The sequence below is a fragment of the Pseudomonas sp. REST10 genome, assembly GCF_029542605.1.
In the GTDB taxonomy this organism is placed as follows: Bacteria; Pseudomonadota; Gammaproteobacteria; order Pseudomonadales; family Pseudomonadaceae; genus Aquipseudomonas; species Aquipseudomonas khazarica.
This window is the reverse complement of the sequence record NZ_CP035677.1, coordinates 486,145-502,068: the sequence shown is the minus strand read 5'-3', so window position 1 is coordinate 502,068 and position 15,924 is coordinate 486,145. Positions and strand designations below refer to the sequence as shown.

Genomic DNA, 15,924 nt, shown 5'->3' with positions numbered 1-15,924 from the left:
GCCTGGTGCTGGGCTTCCAGTGGAAAACGGCGCGGCTACAGCAACCCTGCACGGTTGGCGGCGAAGCCTGCCTGCCGTAGCGCGACGCGGGGCTAGGCGCCCCCGCCGCCGAGCAGCGGCTGGCGCATGCCGAACACGAGAAAGCGCGCCAGTTCGGCCAGCGGTACCGCCTTGCTGATCAGATAGCCCTGCACCTGATCGCAGCCGAACTGGCGCAGCATGTCGAGCTGCTCGATGTTCTCCACCCCTTCGGCGACCACTTCGAGGTTGAGGTTGTGCGCCAGGTTGATCATCGCCCGCACCAGCTGACGGTTCTCGGCGCGCTCGCCCATGCCGGCGACGAAGCTGCGGTCGATCTTCAGCAGGGTGATCGGCAGGTTGTTGAGGTGCACGAAGGAGGAGAACCCGGTGCCGAAGTCATCCAGGGAGAAGCGCACGCCCAGGCGTCCCAGCTCCAGCATGGTCTGCTGCACCTGATCGCTGCGGCGCATCACCGCCGTTTCGGTCAGCTCGAATTCGAGCCACTGCGCTTCGACGCCACGCTCCTCGATCAGGCGGCTCAGGGTGGCCAGCAACTGGCTGTCCTGGAACTGGCGGAACGACAGGTTGACCGCCATGTGCAACGACGGCAGGCCGCGCCCGCGCAACCACTGCATGTCGCGTAGCGCGCGGGAGATCACCCAGTAGCCCAGCGGCACGATCAGCCCGGTTTCCTCGGCCAGGGGCACGAACTCGTTGGGCGAGAGCAGGCCGCGTTCGCTGTGCTGCCAGCGCACCAGCGCCTCGAGCCCGACGATGCGCCCGCTCTTCAGGCAGAGACGCGGCTGGTAATGCAGTTCCAGCTCATCGCGGCGCAGGGCGCGGCGCAACTCGCTTTCGAGATCCGCCTGGCTGCGCGCACTGCGGTTCAGGCGCTCGTCATAGACGTGGAACACGCAGCCCTGCTGGTTCTTCGCCTGCTGCATGGCGATATGCGCGTGCCACAGCAGCGGGTCGGCGCCCTCCCCGGCACGGGCATGCGCGAGACCGAGGCTGCAGCCGATCAGCAGGCTCTCGCCATCGACCCAGTAGGGTTCGCCAAGCACCTCGGTGACGCGCTCGGCCAGGCGTTCGACGCGCTGCGGGTCGCGCCGCACATCGAGCAGCAGGGCGAACTCGTCGCTGCCCAGCCGAGCCAGCTGATCGCAGGGCTGCAGCAGGCCCTTCAGACGCGCCACCACCTGCAGGATCAGGCGGTCTCCGGCCTGGTAGCCAAGGGCATCGTTGGCGTGGCGGAAGTTGTCCAGATCGAGATGCCCCAGCACCAGGCCACGCCCGTTGCATTCGCTGAGGCGCGCCGCGAGCAGCGTCTGGAAGCCCTGGCGATTGGCGATACCTGTCAGCGGGTCCTGCTCGGCCAGGCGTTGCAGGGTCTGCTTGAGACTGCCCTGCTCGCGCACGTAGCGCAGGCAGCGACGCAGCACATCAAGGCTGAGCGTACCGCGCACCAGCCAGTCGCTGACGCCGGATGGCTCCTCGACGGGTTCTTCTTCGAGCAGCAGGACGATCGGCAAGGGGCATTGATGAGCGGCTGGCAGACGCTCGGGGGTGGCCAGCACCAGACCACTGGCATGGTCGTCGAACAGGCTGCTGGCAGCGTCCCAGGAGGGCGCGGTAATCAGCGGGGAAGCACTCCCGAGAGCGCCCAACTGCTCGCGCAACAATTCCGCCCAGTCTGGCGATTCCGACAGCAGAACCAACCGCAAGGGTTCGACGAGCGTGGACAAGCAACCTCCCCCAATGACACAAAGATGATGGCGAATTGCATCGCCTGAACGCGCCGTTATCGACGTCTAATCAATCACATCCGTGCGAAAAGTGGTGCACATCCTGAGGTATAGCTAATAAACCGGCAAGTGAAACGAGAGTACTGGAATCCACCGATTAACCAAGCGCGCCGTCAGTCAATTCCGTGCTCCAGAGCACAGTTCCGGACGGTCGCGGCAGAACGCGCCAGGCCTGTTAAAATGCGCGGCCATTTTTCCTGCGAACGATCCCATGTCCCGACTGAATCCCCGGCAACAAGAGGCCGTGAACTATGTCGGCGGCCCACTATTGGTGCTCGCCGGTGCAGGTTCCGGCAAGACCAGCGTGATCACCCGCAAGATCGCCCACCTGGTGCAGAACTGCGGCATCCGTGCCCAGCACATCGTCGCGATGACCTTCACCAACAAGGCCGCGCGCGAGATGAAGGAGCGCGTCGGCACCCTGCTCAAGGGCAGCGAGGCGCGCGGCCTGACCGTATCCACCTTCCACAACCTGGGCATGAACATCATCCGCAAGGAATACGCGCGCCTGGGCTACAAGCCCGGCTTCTCGATCTTCGATGACGGCGACATCAAGGCGCTGCTCACCGACATCATGCAGAAGGAGTATGCCGGCGACGACGGTGCCGACGAGATCAAGAACCTCATCGACAGTTGGAAGAACGACCTGATCCTGCCCGACGAGGCGCTGGCCAACGCGCGCGGGCCCAAGGAGCAGACCGCCGCCATCGTCTACCTGCACTACCAGCGCACGCTCAAGGCGTACAACGCGGTGGACTTCAACGACCTGATCCTGCTGCCGGTGACGCTGTTCCAGGAGCACGCCGACATCCTCGAGAAGTGGCAGAACCGCATCCGCTACCTGCTGGTCGACGAATACCAGGACACCAACGCCAGCCAGTACCTGCTGGTGAAGATGCTGGTGGGCATGCGCAACCAGTTCACCGTGGTCGGCGACGATGACCAGTCGATCTACGCCTGGCGCGGCGCGCGCCCGGAAAACCTGATGCTGCTGAAAGAGGACTACCCGTCGCTGAAAGTGGTGATGCTGGAGCAGAACTACCGCTCCACCAGCCGTATCCTCAAGTGCGCCAACATCCTCATCGCCAACAACCCGCACGTGTTCGAGAAGCAGCTGTGGTCGGAGATGGGCCATGGCGACGAGATCCGCGTGATCCGCACGCGCAACGAGGATGCCGAGTGCGAGCGGGTGGCCTTGGAGATCCTCACCGAGCACCTGCGCACCCAGCGCCCGTACAGCGACTTCGCCATCCTCTACCGGGGCAACTACCAGGCCAAGCTGATGGAGCTGAAGCTGCAGCACCACCAGATTCCCTATCGCCTCTCCGGTGGCACCAGCTTCTTCGCCCGCCAGGAGGTGAAGGACCTGATGAGCTACTTCCGCCTGCTGGTCAACCCGGATGACGACAACGCCTTCCTGCGGGTGATCAACGTGCCGCGCCGCGAGATCGGCTCGACCACCCTGGAGAAGCTCGGCAACTACGCCAGCCAGCGCAACATCTCGATGTACGCCGCCAGCGACGAGATCGGCCTCGGCGAACACCTGGACAGCCGCTTCACCGAGCGCCTGGCACGCTTCAAGCGCTGGATGGACGGCGTGCGCCAGCAATGCGCGCAGAACGACCCGATCGCCGCGATCCGCAGCATGGTGATGGACATCGACTACGAGAACTGGCTGCGGCAGAACGCCTCCAGCGACAAGGTGGCCGATGCGCGTATGGGCAACGTGTGGTTCCTCGTCGATGCGCTGAAGAACACCCTGGAGAAGGATGAGGACGGTGACATGACCGTCGAGGATGCCATCGGCAAGCTGGTGCTGCGCGACATGCTCGAGCGCCAGCAGGAAGAGGAAGAAGGCGCCGAGGGTGTGCAGATGATGACCATGCACGCCTCCAAGGGCCTGGAATTCCCCTCGGTGTACATCATCGGCTTCGAGGAGGAGATTCTCCCCCACCGCTCCAGCATCGAGGCCGACACCATCGAGGAAGAGCGGCGCCTGGCCTATGTCGGCATCACCCGCGCCAAGCGCAACCTGGCACTGACCTTCGCCGCCAAGCGCAAGCAGTACGGCGAGATCATCGACTGCACGCCGAGCCGCTTCCTCGACGAACTGCCCCCGGAGGACCTGGTCTGGGAAGGCCAGGAAGAAGCCCCCGTGGAAGCCAAGGCCGCGCGCGGCAACGATGCCCTAGCCAACATGCGCGCGATGCTGAAAAAATAGCCGGGAGCTAGTTTCATCATCGCGCAGCGATGGCCCGCCGATTCCGGCAGGCGACAAAAAAACAGGTTTATTCCGTAGCCCGGATGCAATCCGGGGACATCGTTCCGGATTGCATCCGGGCTACGTTCATCTGAGAGGAAACCGCGTGGAAGCGCTGAAACAGAAGATTCGCGAAGAAGGCATCGTACTGTCGGAGCAGGTGCTCAAGGTCGATGCCTTTCTCAACCACCAGATCGACCCGCTGCTGATGAAGCAGGTCGGCCACGAGTTCGCCGAGCGCTTCAAGGGCCAGGGCATCACCAAGATCGTCACCATCGAGGCATCAGGGATCGCCCCGGCGGTGATGGCCGGCCTGGAGCTGGGCATCCCGGTGATCTTCGCTCGCAAGTTCCAGTCGCTGACGCTCAAGGACGACCTGCTGATCTCCAAGGTGTTTTCCTTCACCAAGCAGACCGAGAGCACCATCGCCATTTCCGCACGCCACCTGACCGCGGCCGACAAGGTGCTGGTGATCGACGACTTTCTCGCCAACGGCCACGCCGCCAAGGCGCTGATCGACCTGATCCAGCAGGCCGGCGCCCAGGTCGCGGGCATCGGCATCGTCATCGAGAAGTCCTTCCAGGAAGGCCGCAACCTGCTGCAGAGCGAAGGCTATCGCGTCGAGTCGCTGGCCCGCGTCGCCGCGCTGGAGAACGGCCAGGTGCGCTTCCTCGACTAGGTCGAACGCGGCCCGGCCTCACCGGCGCCGCTCGCCTGCAGACCCGCCAGCAGCAAACGCTGGTACAGGGCCTCGCGCACGCCATCCGGCGCCTCCAGCCCCATGCGCCGCAGGTGCTCGGGGTAGGCCTCCGGCTCCGGCGCATCGAGCGTCGCCTTGCCCAGCTCCAGCACCTCGCTCAGGCGCAGTGTGCGCTTGAGCCAGTTCAGGGCGCGCAGCAGGTCCTGCTCCACCTCGCTGAAGTCGCTGCCCAGCGGGTATTCGGCGAACAGCGCGGCGTGCTGCTCGCGGAGCGCCTCCAGGCGCTCGGGCAGGTTGCGGGTGAAACGCTCGTCCAGGCGAAAGTCTTCGGGCAGCTTGCCGGCCTGCTGCGCCTGCTCGATCAACTGCGGCTGGAAGCGTGAGTCGCTGATCTTCAGCAGAGCCTCGATCACCTGGGAGTCGGTCTTGCCGCGCAGGTCGGCGATGCCGTACTCGGTCACCACCATGTCGCGCAGGTGCCGGGGGATGGTGGCATGGCCATATTCCCAGACCAGATTGGAGCTGAGCTCGCCACCCGACTCACGCCAGCTGCGCAGCAGCAGGATCGAGCGCGCGTCCTCCAGCGCATGTGCCTGGGCGACGAAGTTGTATTGCCCGCCCACGCCGCTGAGCACCCGGCCATCCTCCAGCTGGTCGGCCACGCCGGCACCCAGCAGGGTCATGGTGAACACCGTGTTGATGAAGCGCGCATCACGGCGCTGCAGGCGCTTCAGCGCCTCCTGACCATACAGCTCGTTGATGTAGCGAATGCCGGTCATGGCGAAGCGTTGCCGCCCGGCGTCGTCCAGCTCGCGCAGGCGCCGGTAGAAGCTGCCGGGCCCGAGAAAGAAGCCGCCATGCAGCACCACGCCGCCGCTGGCACGGCCCAGATAGGGTTGCAGGCAAGCGCGGGTGTGCGGATCGTTCAGGTCGGCCGCCACCCAGCTGCCGTCGGGCAGGTGCAGGCGCCCGGCCTGCCAGCGCACCTCGCCCTGCAGCAGACCGCAGGCGAGCAGCCAGTCCAGATCGGCCGCGCCCAGCTGCGCCGGCAGCCCGTCAGCGAGCAGCGCCTGGACACTGTGCGGGCGGCCCTGCTCGTCCAGTGCGGCGTTGTCGGCGAGACGCTGCAGGCGCAGATCCGGGTAGACCGGACGCCTGACCAGGCCGGCTTCGGCCAGCGCCAGCAGACCGTTGACGAACATTTCGCTGCAGCCGTAGAGGCCCTGTTCGAGCGGTTCCAGGCCGCCGTTGGCGGCGATCTCCGGCGCCCACGTAGCGCCGCCCAGCGCCTGCAGCAGCGCCCGATAGCCGGCGTTGTCGTCCTGTCGGGCCATCAGCGCCGCCGTCAGGGCATCGCCCATCGAGCCGATGCCGATCTGCAGGGTGCCGCCATCGCGCACCAGGCTGCTGGCCAGCAGCCCGATGCAGTGATCCTGCAGCGATACCGGCATGTTCGGCGTGGAGAACAGCGTCGTGCGCTCGTCCTCGGCGACATGGATGTCGAAGGTGTCACGCGGCACCAGGGCGTCACCGCTCATGAACGGCAGGTCGACATGCACCTGGGCCACGCTGAGCACCGTCTCGCCAGCGGCGCGGCGCCGCTCCAGCAGCGGTAGCAGGTCGAGGGTCACGTCCGGGTTGCAGCTCAGGCTGAAGTGCTCGGGCTGCCCGGCGTCGGCGGCGACCAGCTGGGCGACCACGTTCAGCCCCTTGGCATTGAGGTCACGGGCGACGTGGCTGTAGTTGCTGCTGATGTAGTCCTGCTGCGCCGGCTCGCATTCGAGCAGGCTGCCCGGCTGGAAGAAGAACTGCTCGACCCTGACATTGGCGGGCAGGCTGCCGCCGTGCAGGTCGGCCAGGAACTCCAGCTCGGGATAGTCGCCGAAGACCCGCGCCACGAACGGCTCGAGGAAGCGCTGCTGCAACGCCTGCCCGGCACGCGGGCGTGCCAGGCACAGCGCGGTGTAGATGGTCAGCTGGCGCTCGGGCATCTGCCGCACCCGCGCATAGAGTGCATTGACCCAGCGATTGGGCTTGCCCAGCCCCAGCGGCAGGCCGAGATGGATGGGGCCATCGATCGCGTTCAGTACACGGTCGACGGCTTGCTCGAGGGTACAGCTGTGCGGCATCTGGCGCTCCTCACGACATCCATGGCGAATGCAGCTTGGACTCTGTCGTCGCCGGCATGGTTGCATGGTGCCGGCAGAAACGAAAAAACCGCCCTGAAGGCGGTTTTTTCATGGAAGAAGCGAGTCTTACAGACCGGACATCTTCTGGATCGCAGCACGCAGCTCGTCGTCCGAGCAGTCGGCGCAGGTGCCCTTCGGCGGCATGGCGTTGATGCCGGAAATGGCCTTGGCCAGGATGCCGTCGAGACCACCCTGGTGGTCGGCACGCTCTTTCCAGGCAGCGCTATCGCCGATCTTCGGCGCACCCAGCACGCCGGTGCCATGGCAGGCATTGCAGTGCTTGGCGATGATGTCGTCAGCAGTGCGCGCACCACCGCCGGCGGAGGCCGCCACGGTTTCGACGCCCTTGCACTCTTCACCCATGATGCACACTTCGCCCACCGGCTTCAGGCGCTCGGCGATAGCTTCATCGGTCGTGGCCTGAGCAGTCACTGCCCACAGGGCCAATACGGCAGCCGGTACTGCCAGCATTTTCTTCATCAGATTCACGGTACACCCTCTTCGTGGCTAGTCACGCCCGCGGCCACGGTTTCGCGAGCGGGCGACAGTATAACGGCAAGCAGCCCAGGCCGAAACAACCCAGATTGTCGCAGTGTCGTCGATCAGAAGTTCGCCGGGGACGTGGCGCTGATCAGCCGTGCCGGCTGGTCGAACGGATTGCGGAAGCGATGCGGCTTGCTGCTTTCGAAGTAATAGCTGTCACCGGCTTCGAGCACGAACACCTCGTTGCCGACGGTCAGTTCCAGCTTGCCCTCTACCAGCATGCCGGCCTCTTCACCCTCGTGGGCGTACATCTCGTCACCGGTGTCGGTGCCCGCCGGGTAGGTTTCGTCCAGGAAGGCGATGGCGCGGCCGGGGTGGGCCTTGCCGATCAGCTTCATGGTGATGGCGCCGCTGCAGATGTCGGTCAGCTCGGATGCCCGGTAGACCACCTGGGTCTGGTTCTCCTGCTCGAGGTCGAGCGAGAAGAACTCCACGAGCGACATGGGAATGCCGCCAAGCACCTTCTTCAGCGAGCTGATGGAAGGGCTCACACTGTTCTTCTCGATCATCGAGATGGTGCTGTTGGTGACCCCCGCCCGCTTGGCGAGTTCACGCTGGGAAAGGCCTTTGAGCTTACGAATCGATTGCAGTCGAACGCCGACGTCCAATGCTGGAGTCCCCCCTTGGGTATGGTGCGAAAAAGTGTCCGTATCATGGCATAGCGTTCGGAATTTACAACACTTGCGTTCATCCTCGCCCACACCACTCATCCGCACTCGCCCCGAGGCCCACCCGCCAGCGCCTTGCTCGGGCGCGGCGCCTGCCGCTCAGTGCCCGCTGTAGAGCAGGGGAACCCGTCGCAGGTTGCAGAAGATCTGGTACGGAATGCTGTCCGCCGCCAGCGCCACGTCGCTGGCCAGCACCTGCTTGCCCCACAGTTCGACGCGGCTGCCCAGGCCGGCCTGAGGCAGATCGGTGAGGTCCACGGTCAGCATGTCCATCGACACGCGCCCGATCAGGCGCGTCAGCTGGCCGTCCACCGCCACCGGCGTACCGCTCGGTGCATGGCGCGGGTAGCCGTCGGCATAGCCCATGGCGACCACACCGACGCGCGTCGGCCGCTCGGCGACGAAGCGCGCACCGTAGCCCACCGGCTCGCCGGCCGGCAATTCGCGCACGCTGATGACCTTCGATTCCAGGGTCATCACCGGCTGCAACCGCGCCGCCTGCTCCTGGGCGTCCTCGAACGGCGTCGCGCCGTACAGCATGATGCCGGGGCGCACCCAGTCGCTTGGCACCTGCGGCCAGCCGAGCACGGCCGGCGAGTTGCGCAGGCTGACTTCCGCCGCGAGACCTTCACGGGCCTGCTGGAAGGTTGCCAGCTGCTCGGCCGTGCGCGGGCACGCCGGCTCGTCGGCACGGGCGAAGTGGCTCATCAGCACGATCTTGCTGACCTTGCCGCTGGCCAGCAGGCGACGGTAGGCGGCCTGGTACTCGGCCGGGTGCAGGCCGACGCGGTGCATGCCGCTGTCGAGCTTGAGCCAGACGGTCAGCGGCTGGCTCAGGCGTGCCTGTTCGATGGCTTCGAGCTGCCATTGCGCGTGGACGACGCACCACAGCTGATGCTGATCGATCAGCGCCAGCTCGTCGGCCTCGAAGAAGCCTTCGAGCAGCAGGATCGGCGCACGCACGCCGGCTTCGCGCAGCACCAGCGCCTCCTCGATGCAGGCCACGGCAAAGCCGTCGGCCAGATCCCCCAGCGCTTCGGCGCAACGCACCGCGCCATGCCCGTAGGCATCGGCCTTGACCACGGCAAGGGCCTGGGCGCCACTCAACTCACGGGCCAGTTGGTAGTTGTGACGCAGGGCGTCGAGGTCGATCAGGGCACGGGCAGGGCGCATGGTTGCTTGTCTCTCAGTCGTTCGCCGAGGCGATAGGGGGACGCGCAGCCCCGGCAATGCGGAGCGCGCATCGTCATTCAACGCGACCGGGAGCGTCGTTGCTCTCGCCGCGCCGGTCGCAAAAAAAACCCGGCAGGGGAGCCGGGTGAAAAGCCAACACAAATCGGGGTTCGCAGAGCGGCTGCCTCAGACGGCAGCCACCACGCACATTTCCACCAGCACTTCGGGCTTGTACATCTTCGCCTCGACGCAGGCGCGCGCCGGCGCGTGGCCGTCCGCGACCCAGGCGTCGTACTCGGCGTTGAGGCCGTCGTAGTCGGCCATGTCCTTGATGAAGATGGTCAGCGAGAGGATCTTGCTCTTGTCGCTGCCACCCTCGGCCAGCATCTTGTCGATGTTGGCCAGGGTCTGGCGGGTCTGCTCGCGGATGTCGCCATCGAAGTCGTCAGCCAGTTGGCCAGCGAGGTAGATGGTGCCGTTGTGGATCACCACTTCGCTGTAGCGTTTGGCCACGTGCAGGCGCTGGATCGACATAAGGGTAGAACTCCTTGGATTGCAAAAACGCAGAGGCTATCAGGTCCGCAGCGGCTGCGGCTCACCGTGCACTTCGCGGGCCTTGCGCGAATAACGCGAGATATCCAGGCCGTCGGCGCTGATCTGCGGGCGCTTGTTGGCCATCAGGTCGGCGAGCAGGCGACCGGAGCCGCAGGCCATGGTCCAGCCCAGAGTGCCGTGCCCGGTGTTGAGGAACAGGTTGCGGTAGGCCGTGGCCCCGACGATGGGCGTGCCGTCCGGGGTCGCCGGGCGCAGGCCGGTCCAGAAGTCGGCACGCTGCAGGTCGCCGCCTTCCGGGTACAGGTCGGCGGTGATCATCTCCAGGGTTTCACGGCGACGCGGATTGAGCGACAGGTCGAAGCCTGCGATCTCGGCCATGCCGCCGACACGGATACGGTTGTCGAAACGGGTGATGGCGACCTTGTAGGTCTCGTCGAGAATGGTCGACTTCGGCGCCATGTCCGCGTTGACGATCGGCACGGTCAGCGAATAGCCCTTGAGCGGGTAGACCGGCGCACGCACGCCCAGCGGCTTGAGCAGCTGCGGGCTGTAGCTGCCGAGGGCCAGCACGTAGCGGTCGGCGGTTTCCAGCTTGCCGTCGATCCATACACCGTTGATGCGGTCGCCCACGGCGTCCAGGCGCTGGATGTTCTGGCCGAAGCGGAACTCGACGCCGAGCGCCTTGGCCATGTCCGCCAGCTTGTTGGTGAACATCTGGCAGTCGCCGGTCTGGTCGTTGGGCAGGCGCAGGGCACCGGCCAGCTTGTGCTTGACGCCAGCCAGCGCCGGTTCGACGCGAGCGATGGCATCACGGTCGAGCAGCTCGTAAGGCACGCCGGAGGCTTCCAGCACGGCGATGTCCTTGGCGGCGGCATCGACCTGAGCCTGGGTGCGGAACAGCTGGGTGGTGCCAAACTGACGGCCTTCGTAGGCGATGCCGGTCTCGGCACGCAGCTCGTCGAGGCAGTCGCGGCTGTACTCGGACAGACGCACCATGCGCTCCTTGTTCACCCCATAGCGGCTGGCGGTGCAGTTGCGCAGCATCTGCGCCATCCACAGGTACTGGTCGACGTCGCCGGTGGCCTTGATCGCCAGCGGCGCATGCTTCTGCAGCAGCCACTTGATGGCTTTCAGCGGTACGCCCGGGGCCGCCCAGGGCGAGGCATAGCCGGGAGACACCTGGCCAGCGTTGGCGAAGCTGGTCTCCAGCGCCGGGCCGTCCTGGCGATCGACCACTACCACCTCGAAGCCCTGACGGGCCAGGTAGTATGCACTGGCGGTACCAATCACACCGCTGCCGAGAACCAGAACACGCATGCTTTTCTCCCCGCCGCACCTTGAGATACGGACGTAACGGACCAGAGTTGTCGATGGGCGCAGTATAGGAAGAGCCGTGCAGTGCTTTTCACCATATACACAGCTATATTTGGCGAGAATTCTTGGCAAAAAGCCGTTTTACAGAGGCGGATTCCCCATGAGAACCCAGCATCAAAGCCGTCGTGAACTGGACAAGATCGACCGCAACATCCTGCGCATCCTGCAGGAGGATGGGCGCATCAGTTTCACCGAACTGGGCGAGCGCGTGGGGCTGTCGACCACGCCCTGCACCGAGCGCGTACGCCGCCTGGAGCGCGAAGGCATCATCATGGGCTATCACGCCCGCCTCAACCCGCAGAACCTCAAGGCCAGCCTGCTGGTATTCGTCGAGATCAGCCTGGACTACAAGTCCGGCGACACCTTCGAGGAGTTCCGCCGCGCGGTGCTCAAGCTGCCGCACGTGCTGGAGTGCCACCTGGTTTCCGGCGACTTCGACTACCTGGTGAAGGCACGCATCAACGAGATGGCCAGCTACCGCAAGCTGCTCGGCGACATCCTGCTCAAGTTGCCGCACGTGCGCGAATCGAAGAGCTATATCGTCATGGAAGAGGTGAAAGAGTCGCTGCAGCTGCCCGTACCGGAATAGCCCTGCGGGGCAGGGCCTGCGCCCGAGGCGACGGGAGCGACGCTGGACGGCCGGGCGTCGCTCAGACCCAGAGCATATGCACCGCCACCGCGACCATCAGGCCGCCGAAGACCCGCCCCTGTATCCTTAATGCCTGGTCCGATGTGAAGCGCCCCAGAATCAGTTGCCCACCGTAGATCCACGGGAAGTGGCAGACGATGCCCACCAGCAGAAAGGCGCCCGTCAGCAGCAGCACCTGAGGCGCCAGTGCCCGATCCGGCTGCAGGAACTGGGCGAACATGACCGCCACCATCGAGTGGATCTTGACGTTCAGCAGCACGGCGACGATGCCGCTGACCAGCCCCATGCGCTCCACCGTCTGGGGCTTGGCGCCAGGTGCTGCGGAACGGAAGAAGCCCCAGGCCAGATACAGCACGTAGGCCGCCCCCGCCCACAGCATCAGCGTATGGCTCTGCGGGTACTCCAGGAGTAGGGCTCCGAAACCCAGGCCGTACAACAGGCACAGCAGCACATTGCCGATCTCGAACCCCAACCAGAACAGCCCGGTACCCCGCACCCCGAAACGAGCACCGGACAGGGCCAGCACCGTGTTCCCCGGCCCCGGACTGATGACCATCGGTACCGCAAACCCGAGAAACACCGCAACCAGCTCAAGTGCCATGACACCCTCTCATTTATCGAACGATTTCAGAGAGTTAACCGGCGTTTTCAGCGGTGGGGAAATGATCTAATCTCGGGCATTGGATAAATACAGCTAATGGAAGAGGCTCATGCGCCGTCTGCCGCCGCTGGGAGCAGTCCGCGCGTTCGAAGCTGCCGCCCGCCACCTGCATTTCACCCGTGCCGCCGATGAACTGGCGGTGACCCAGGCCGCCATCAGCCATCAGGTACGCCTGCTGGAGGAATGGTTGGGCCAACCCCTGTTCGAACGGCGAGGCCGGGTGCTGGCCCTGACCCCTACAGGGGCCGCCTACCTGAAGGACCTGACGCCGGCGCTGGACCGTATCGCCGCTGCCAGCGCCACGGCCCGGCGCCCAGCCAATGGCCCGGTGCGGATGAGCGTACTGCCGTCGCTGGCCTCACGCTGGCTGATGCCGCACCTTCCCGCGCTCCAGGCCGCCCACCCGGAGATCGATCTGCAACTGACCACCACCGCCGAGCTGTGGGGTGGCAAGGACACCCGTTTCGACCTCGGTTTGAGGTCAGGCCCCGGCGGTTGGCCCGGCCTGAACAGTGCCTTGCTGGCCACGGAAACCCTGAGCCCGGTGTGTAGCCCGGCCCAGCGGCAGGCCCTGCCAACGCCCTGCACCCCCGCCGACCTGCTGGGTCATCGCCTGCTGCACGACACCCCGAAAGGAAACTGGAGCCGCTGGTTCAGCGCTGCCGGTCACCCTGACCTGGCGGTGCCCGCCGGGCTGAACCTGAGCGATTCCGCCCTCGCCCTCCAGGCTGCCGCCGACGGACAGGGCATCGCACTGGGGCGCCTGTTTCTGGCGGCGGGCGACTTGCGCACCGGGCGTCTGCTCATGCCCTGCCCGCAACTACGGATTCCCAACGACTACGCCTACTGGCTGGTCTGGCCAGCGCGCCATGACGCGAACCCGGCCATCACCGTGGTCAGGGAGTGGATATGCGCCACTGCGCAGGCCGATCGCGCAGCCCTGGAACAGGTTCTGGCCGAGCATTAACTGCCGGCGACACGCAGCGCAACGTACGCCAGGGACCTGGCCTGGCGAGCCAGGCTTTGCACGAAAATGATGCTGCGTTGAGACGCGCTCAGAATGCTCGTTCACAGCACGCAGACTGCGCTTCCTCGGGCGATTGCGCGGGGCCGCCATCGCGATTGCCTGACTTTAGCTCGACGACTTTTCGCCCCGAGCCCAAGTGTTCCCTACAGCAGTCGCTGCCGCGTGCTGGCGATCAGGCGGTGTACCTGCTGCTCCATGGCCGGCTCGATGGGCTGCTCGGGGGCACGTCCATGCGGGCACGGCAGGTTCGGCGTGGTGCCGAACAGACGGCAGATCAGCGGGCGCTGGTCATACACTTCACAGCCATTGGGCCCCAGGTGTACGCAGTTGTACTCGGCCAGCGCCGCCTCATGTTCGGCATCGCTCTTCACCGGCAGGCGCGCCAGCTCCTGCGACGATGCGGTGACCGGCCCGCAGCAGTCGTGACAGCCCGGCACGCAGTCGAAGCGCGGAATCTGTCGGCGCAGGTAGTCTATCTTGCGGTCAGTGCAGCTCATGCCTGGGCATCCGGGGAACGAAGGGCACAGTCTACAGCGCCCGGCCCGCCGATAAATCCTGCTTTTTTCCGCTTGCCTCTTGGCGTCGGGCGGATCACGCGCTTATCCTGCGTTAAATTTTCCACACACCAAAATCAGGATTTCGCACATGAACGCCCGCGTTCAACAGCCCGTCCACAGCCCACAGCATGCCGCTTCCTACTACGCCGCCAGCGTCAATCGCCAGCAGGCCTACCCGCCCCTGGGCGGTGAGCTGCAGGTGGATGTGTGCATCGTCGGCGGCGGCTTCAGCGGCCTGAACACCGCCATCGAGCTGGCCCAGAAAGGCCTGTCGGTGGCACTGCTGGAAGCGCGCAGGATCGGCTGGGGTGCCAGCGGGCGCAACGGCGGGCAACTGATTCGCGGCGTGGGCCATGACGTCGAGCAGTTCGAGTCGGTGGTGGGCAAGGAAGGCGTGCGCCAGTTCAAGCTGATGGGCCTGGAGGCGGTGGAGATCGTGCGCGAGCGTGTCGAGCGCTTCCAGATCGACTGCGACCTGACCTGGGGCTACTGCGACCTGGCCAACAAGCCGGCCCATCTCGACGGTTTCGCCGAGGACAAGGCCGAGCTGGAAAGCCTCGGCTACCGCCACGAGCTGCGCCTGGTTCCGCAGGAGCGCATCCACGAGGTAGTCGGTTCCCGCAACTACCACGGTGCCATGATCGACATGGGTTCGGGCCACCTGCACCCGCTCAACCTGGCGCTCGGCGAAGCCGCCGCGGCGCAGTCGCTGGGCGTGCAGCTGTTCGAGGAGTCGCCGGTCACCCGCATCGACTATGGCAACGAGGTGCGCGTGCACACCGCGCAGGGCCAGGTCCGCGCACGCTTCCTGGTGCTGGCCTGCAACGCCTACATCAACGGACTCAACCCGAGCCTCAGCGGCAAGGTGCTGCCGGCCGGCAGCTACATCATCGCCACCGAGCAGCTGTCCGAGGAGCAGGCCCGTGAGCTGATTCCGCAGAACATGGCGCTGTGCGACCAGCGCGTGACCGTGGACTACTACCGGCTCTCGGCCGACCGCCGCCTGCTGTTCGGTGGCGCCTGCCACTACTCCGGACGCGACCCGGCGGACATCGCCGGCTACATGCGGCCGAAGATGCTCAAGGTGTTCCCGCAACTGGCCAACGTGCGCATCGACTATCAGTGGGGCGGCATGATCGGCATCGGCGCCAATCGCCTGCCGCAGGTCGGTCGCCTCAAGGATCAGCCCAACGTGTTCCATGCCCAGGCCTATGCCGGCCACGGCGTCAACGCCACGCACCTGGCCGGCAAGCTGCTCGCCGAAGCCATCGCCGGCCAGGCCAGCCAGGGCTTCGACCTGTTCGCCCAGGTACCGCACATGACCTTCCCGGGTGGCAAGCATCTGCGCTCGCCACTCCTGGCCCTGGGCATGGCCTGGCACCGCCTGAAAGAGCTGCTGTAGGCACAGCGGCAGCCGCGCCTGCAGCGGCGCGGATGTCCGTCGGGCTACAGCTTCCAGAACGGCAGGCAGACCTCGCGCTCGGCCTGCGCGCGAGTGAGGCCGATGTCGCGCAGTTGCTGGTCGTTGAGCTTGCGCAGCATGCCGCGGGTGTTCAGACGACGCCAGAAGGCCGGCCAGTTGCGCCCGAAGTAGCGGGTCGCGCGCGGCTCGGCCGCACTGCGAACGGGCCCGCTCGCAGCTGCGAGGTCTGTCTTGCTGAAACTGGTCATCGTCATGCTCCCGTTGCCTTCTGTCATGGGAGATCAGGATGCCGCTGTCAGAAAATACATGACAGATTCAA

15 protein-coding genes are annotated in these 15,924 nt (G+C 65.6%); 5 read left to right on the top strand and 10 right to left on the bottom strand.

Annotated features, from left to right (window positions below; all coding sequences use genetic code 11):
* Nucleotides 1-92: 92 nt before the first annotated feature.
* Nucleotides 93-1,766 (bottom strand): bifunctional diguanylate cyclase/phosphodiesterase, encoded by a 1,674-nt coding sequence (locus tag EWH21_RS02325; RefSeq protein ID WP_150607528.1) that lies wholly within the window; start codon nt 1,764-1,766, stop codon nt 93-95.
* 271 nt (nt 1,767-2,037) lie between these two features.
* Here EWH21_RS02325 and rep point away from each other — a divergent pair, with 271 nt between their 5' ends.
* Nucleotides 2,038-4,047 carry a DNA helicase Rep gene (gene rep, locus EWH21_RS02320; protein ID WP_047586067.1) on the top strand — a complete coding sequence of 670 codons (2,010 nt, stop codon included), beginning with the start codon at nt 2,038-2,040 and terminating at the stop codon, nt 4,045-4,047.
* A 145-nt stretch (nt 4,048-4,192) separates the two neighbouring features.
* The gene (locus tag EWH21_RS02315; RefSeq protein WP_037052729.1) at nt 4,193-4,765 is read left to right on the top strand and encodes a xanthine phosphoribosyltransferase; all 573 of its coding nucleotides are present in this window, start codon (nt 4,193-4,195) and stop codon (nt 4,763-4,765) included.
* On the opposite strand, the gene EWH21_RS02310 is transcribed toward EWH21_RS02315, so the two are convergent.
* The 6 genes from EWH21_RS02310 to dadA form a co-directional block, all read right to left on the bottom strand.
* Nucleotides 4,762-6,915 (bottom strand): acetyl-CoA hydrolase/transferase C-terminal domain-containing protein, encoded by a 2,154-nt coding sequence (locus EWH21_RS02310; protein WP_277699693.1) that lies wholly within the window; start codon nt 6,913-6,915, stop codon nt 4,762-4,764. The genes EWH21_RS02315 and EWH21_RS02310 overlap by 4 nt on opposite strands.
* A 126-nt stretch (nt 6,916-7,041) precedes the next feature.
* On the bottom strand, nt 7,042-7,464 hold the full coding sequence (locus EWH21_RS02305; protein ID WP_037052724.1) for a c-type cytochrome: 423 nt from the start codon (nt 7,462-7,464) through the stop codon (nt 7,042-7,044).
* A 113-nt stretch (nt 7,465-7,577) separates the two neighbouring features.
* Entirely contained in the window at nt 7,578-8,126 is a 549-nt protein-coding gene (locus EWH21_RS02300) for a cupin domain-containing protein (RefSeq protein WP_037052720.1), read from the bottom strand.
* 159 nt (nt 8,127-8,285) lie between these two features.
* Nucleotides 8,286-9,359, bottom strand: coding sequence for an alanine racemase (alr, locus tag EWH21_RS02295; protein ID WP_277699692.1), 1,074 nt, complete (start codon nt 9,357-9,359; stop codon nt 8,286-8,288).
* A gap of 186 nt (nt 9,360-9,545) precedes the next feature.
* A complete protein-coding gene (locus EWH21_RS02290; RefSeq protein ID WP_017361197.1) occupies nt 9,546-9,893 on the bottom strand; it encodes a RidA family protein in 348 nt (115 codons plus the stop codon).
* 39 nt (nt 9,894-9,932) lie between these two features.
* On the bottom strand, nt 9,933-11,231 hold the full coding sequence (dadA, locus tag EWH21_RS02285) for a D-amino acid dehydrogenase (RefSeq protein ID WP_277699691.1): 1,299 nt from the start codon (nt 11,229-11,231) through the stop codon (nt 9,933-9,935).
* Between the two features lie 157 nt (nt 11,232-11,388).
* Between dadA and dadR the strand changes: the two genes are divergently transcribed.
* Nucleotides 11,389-11,877: a transcriptional regulator DadR gene (dadR, locus tag EWH21_RS02280; protein WP_037052716.1), complete on the top strand. Its 489-nt coding sequence runs from the start codon at nt 11,389-11,391 to the stop codon at nt 11,875-11,877.
* 61 nt (nt 11,878-11,938) lie between these two features.
* Here dadR and EWH21_RS02275 read toward each other — a convergent pair whose 3' ends face one another.
* Nucleotides 11,939-12,538 (bottom strand): LysE family translocator, encoded by a 600-nt coding sequence (locus EWH21_RS02275; protein WP_175254426.1) that lies wholly within the window; start codon nt 12,536-12,538, stop codon nt 11,939-11,941.
* Nucleotides 12,539-12,647: 109 nt separating this feature from the next.
* Between EWH21_RS02275 and gcvA the strand changes: the two genes are divergently transcribed.
* Nucleotides 12,648-13,565, top strand: a complete 918-nt coding sequence (gene gcvA / locus EWH21_RS02270; protein WP_277699690.1) for a transcriptional regulator GcvA — start codon at nt 12,648-12,650, stop codon at nt 13,563-13,565.
* 203 nt (nt 13,566-13,768) lie between these two features.
* Here the strand turns inward: gcvA and EWH21_RS02265 are convergent, their stop codons facing one another.
* Complete coding sequence (locus tag EWH21_RS02265) at nt 13,769-14,122, bottom strand: YkgJ family cysteine cluster protein (RefSeq protein ID WP_047588342.1); 354 nt, start codon at nt 14,120-14,122, stop codon at nt 13,769-13,771.
* Between the two features lie 148 nt (nt 14,123-14,270).
* Between EWH21_RS02265 and EWH21_RS02260 the strand changes: the two genes are divergently transcribed.
* Entirely contained in the window at nt 14,271-15,584 is a 1,314-nt protein-coding gene (locus EWH21_RS02260) for an FAD-binding oxidoreductase (RefSeq protein WP_037052708.1), read from the top strand.
* Nucleotides 15,585-15,628: 44 nt separating this feature from the next.
* On the opposite strand, the gene EWH21_RS02255 is transcribed toward EWH21_RS02260, so the two are convergent.
* Nucleotides 15,629-15,853 (bottom strand): DUF1127 domain-containing protein, encoded by a 225-nt coding sequence (locus EWH21_RS02255; RefSeq protein WP_037052706.1) that lies wholly within the window; start codon nt 15,851-15,853, stop codon nt 15,629-15,631.
* Nucleotides 15,854-15,924: the final 71 nt, after the last annotated feature.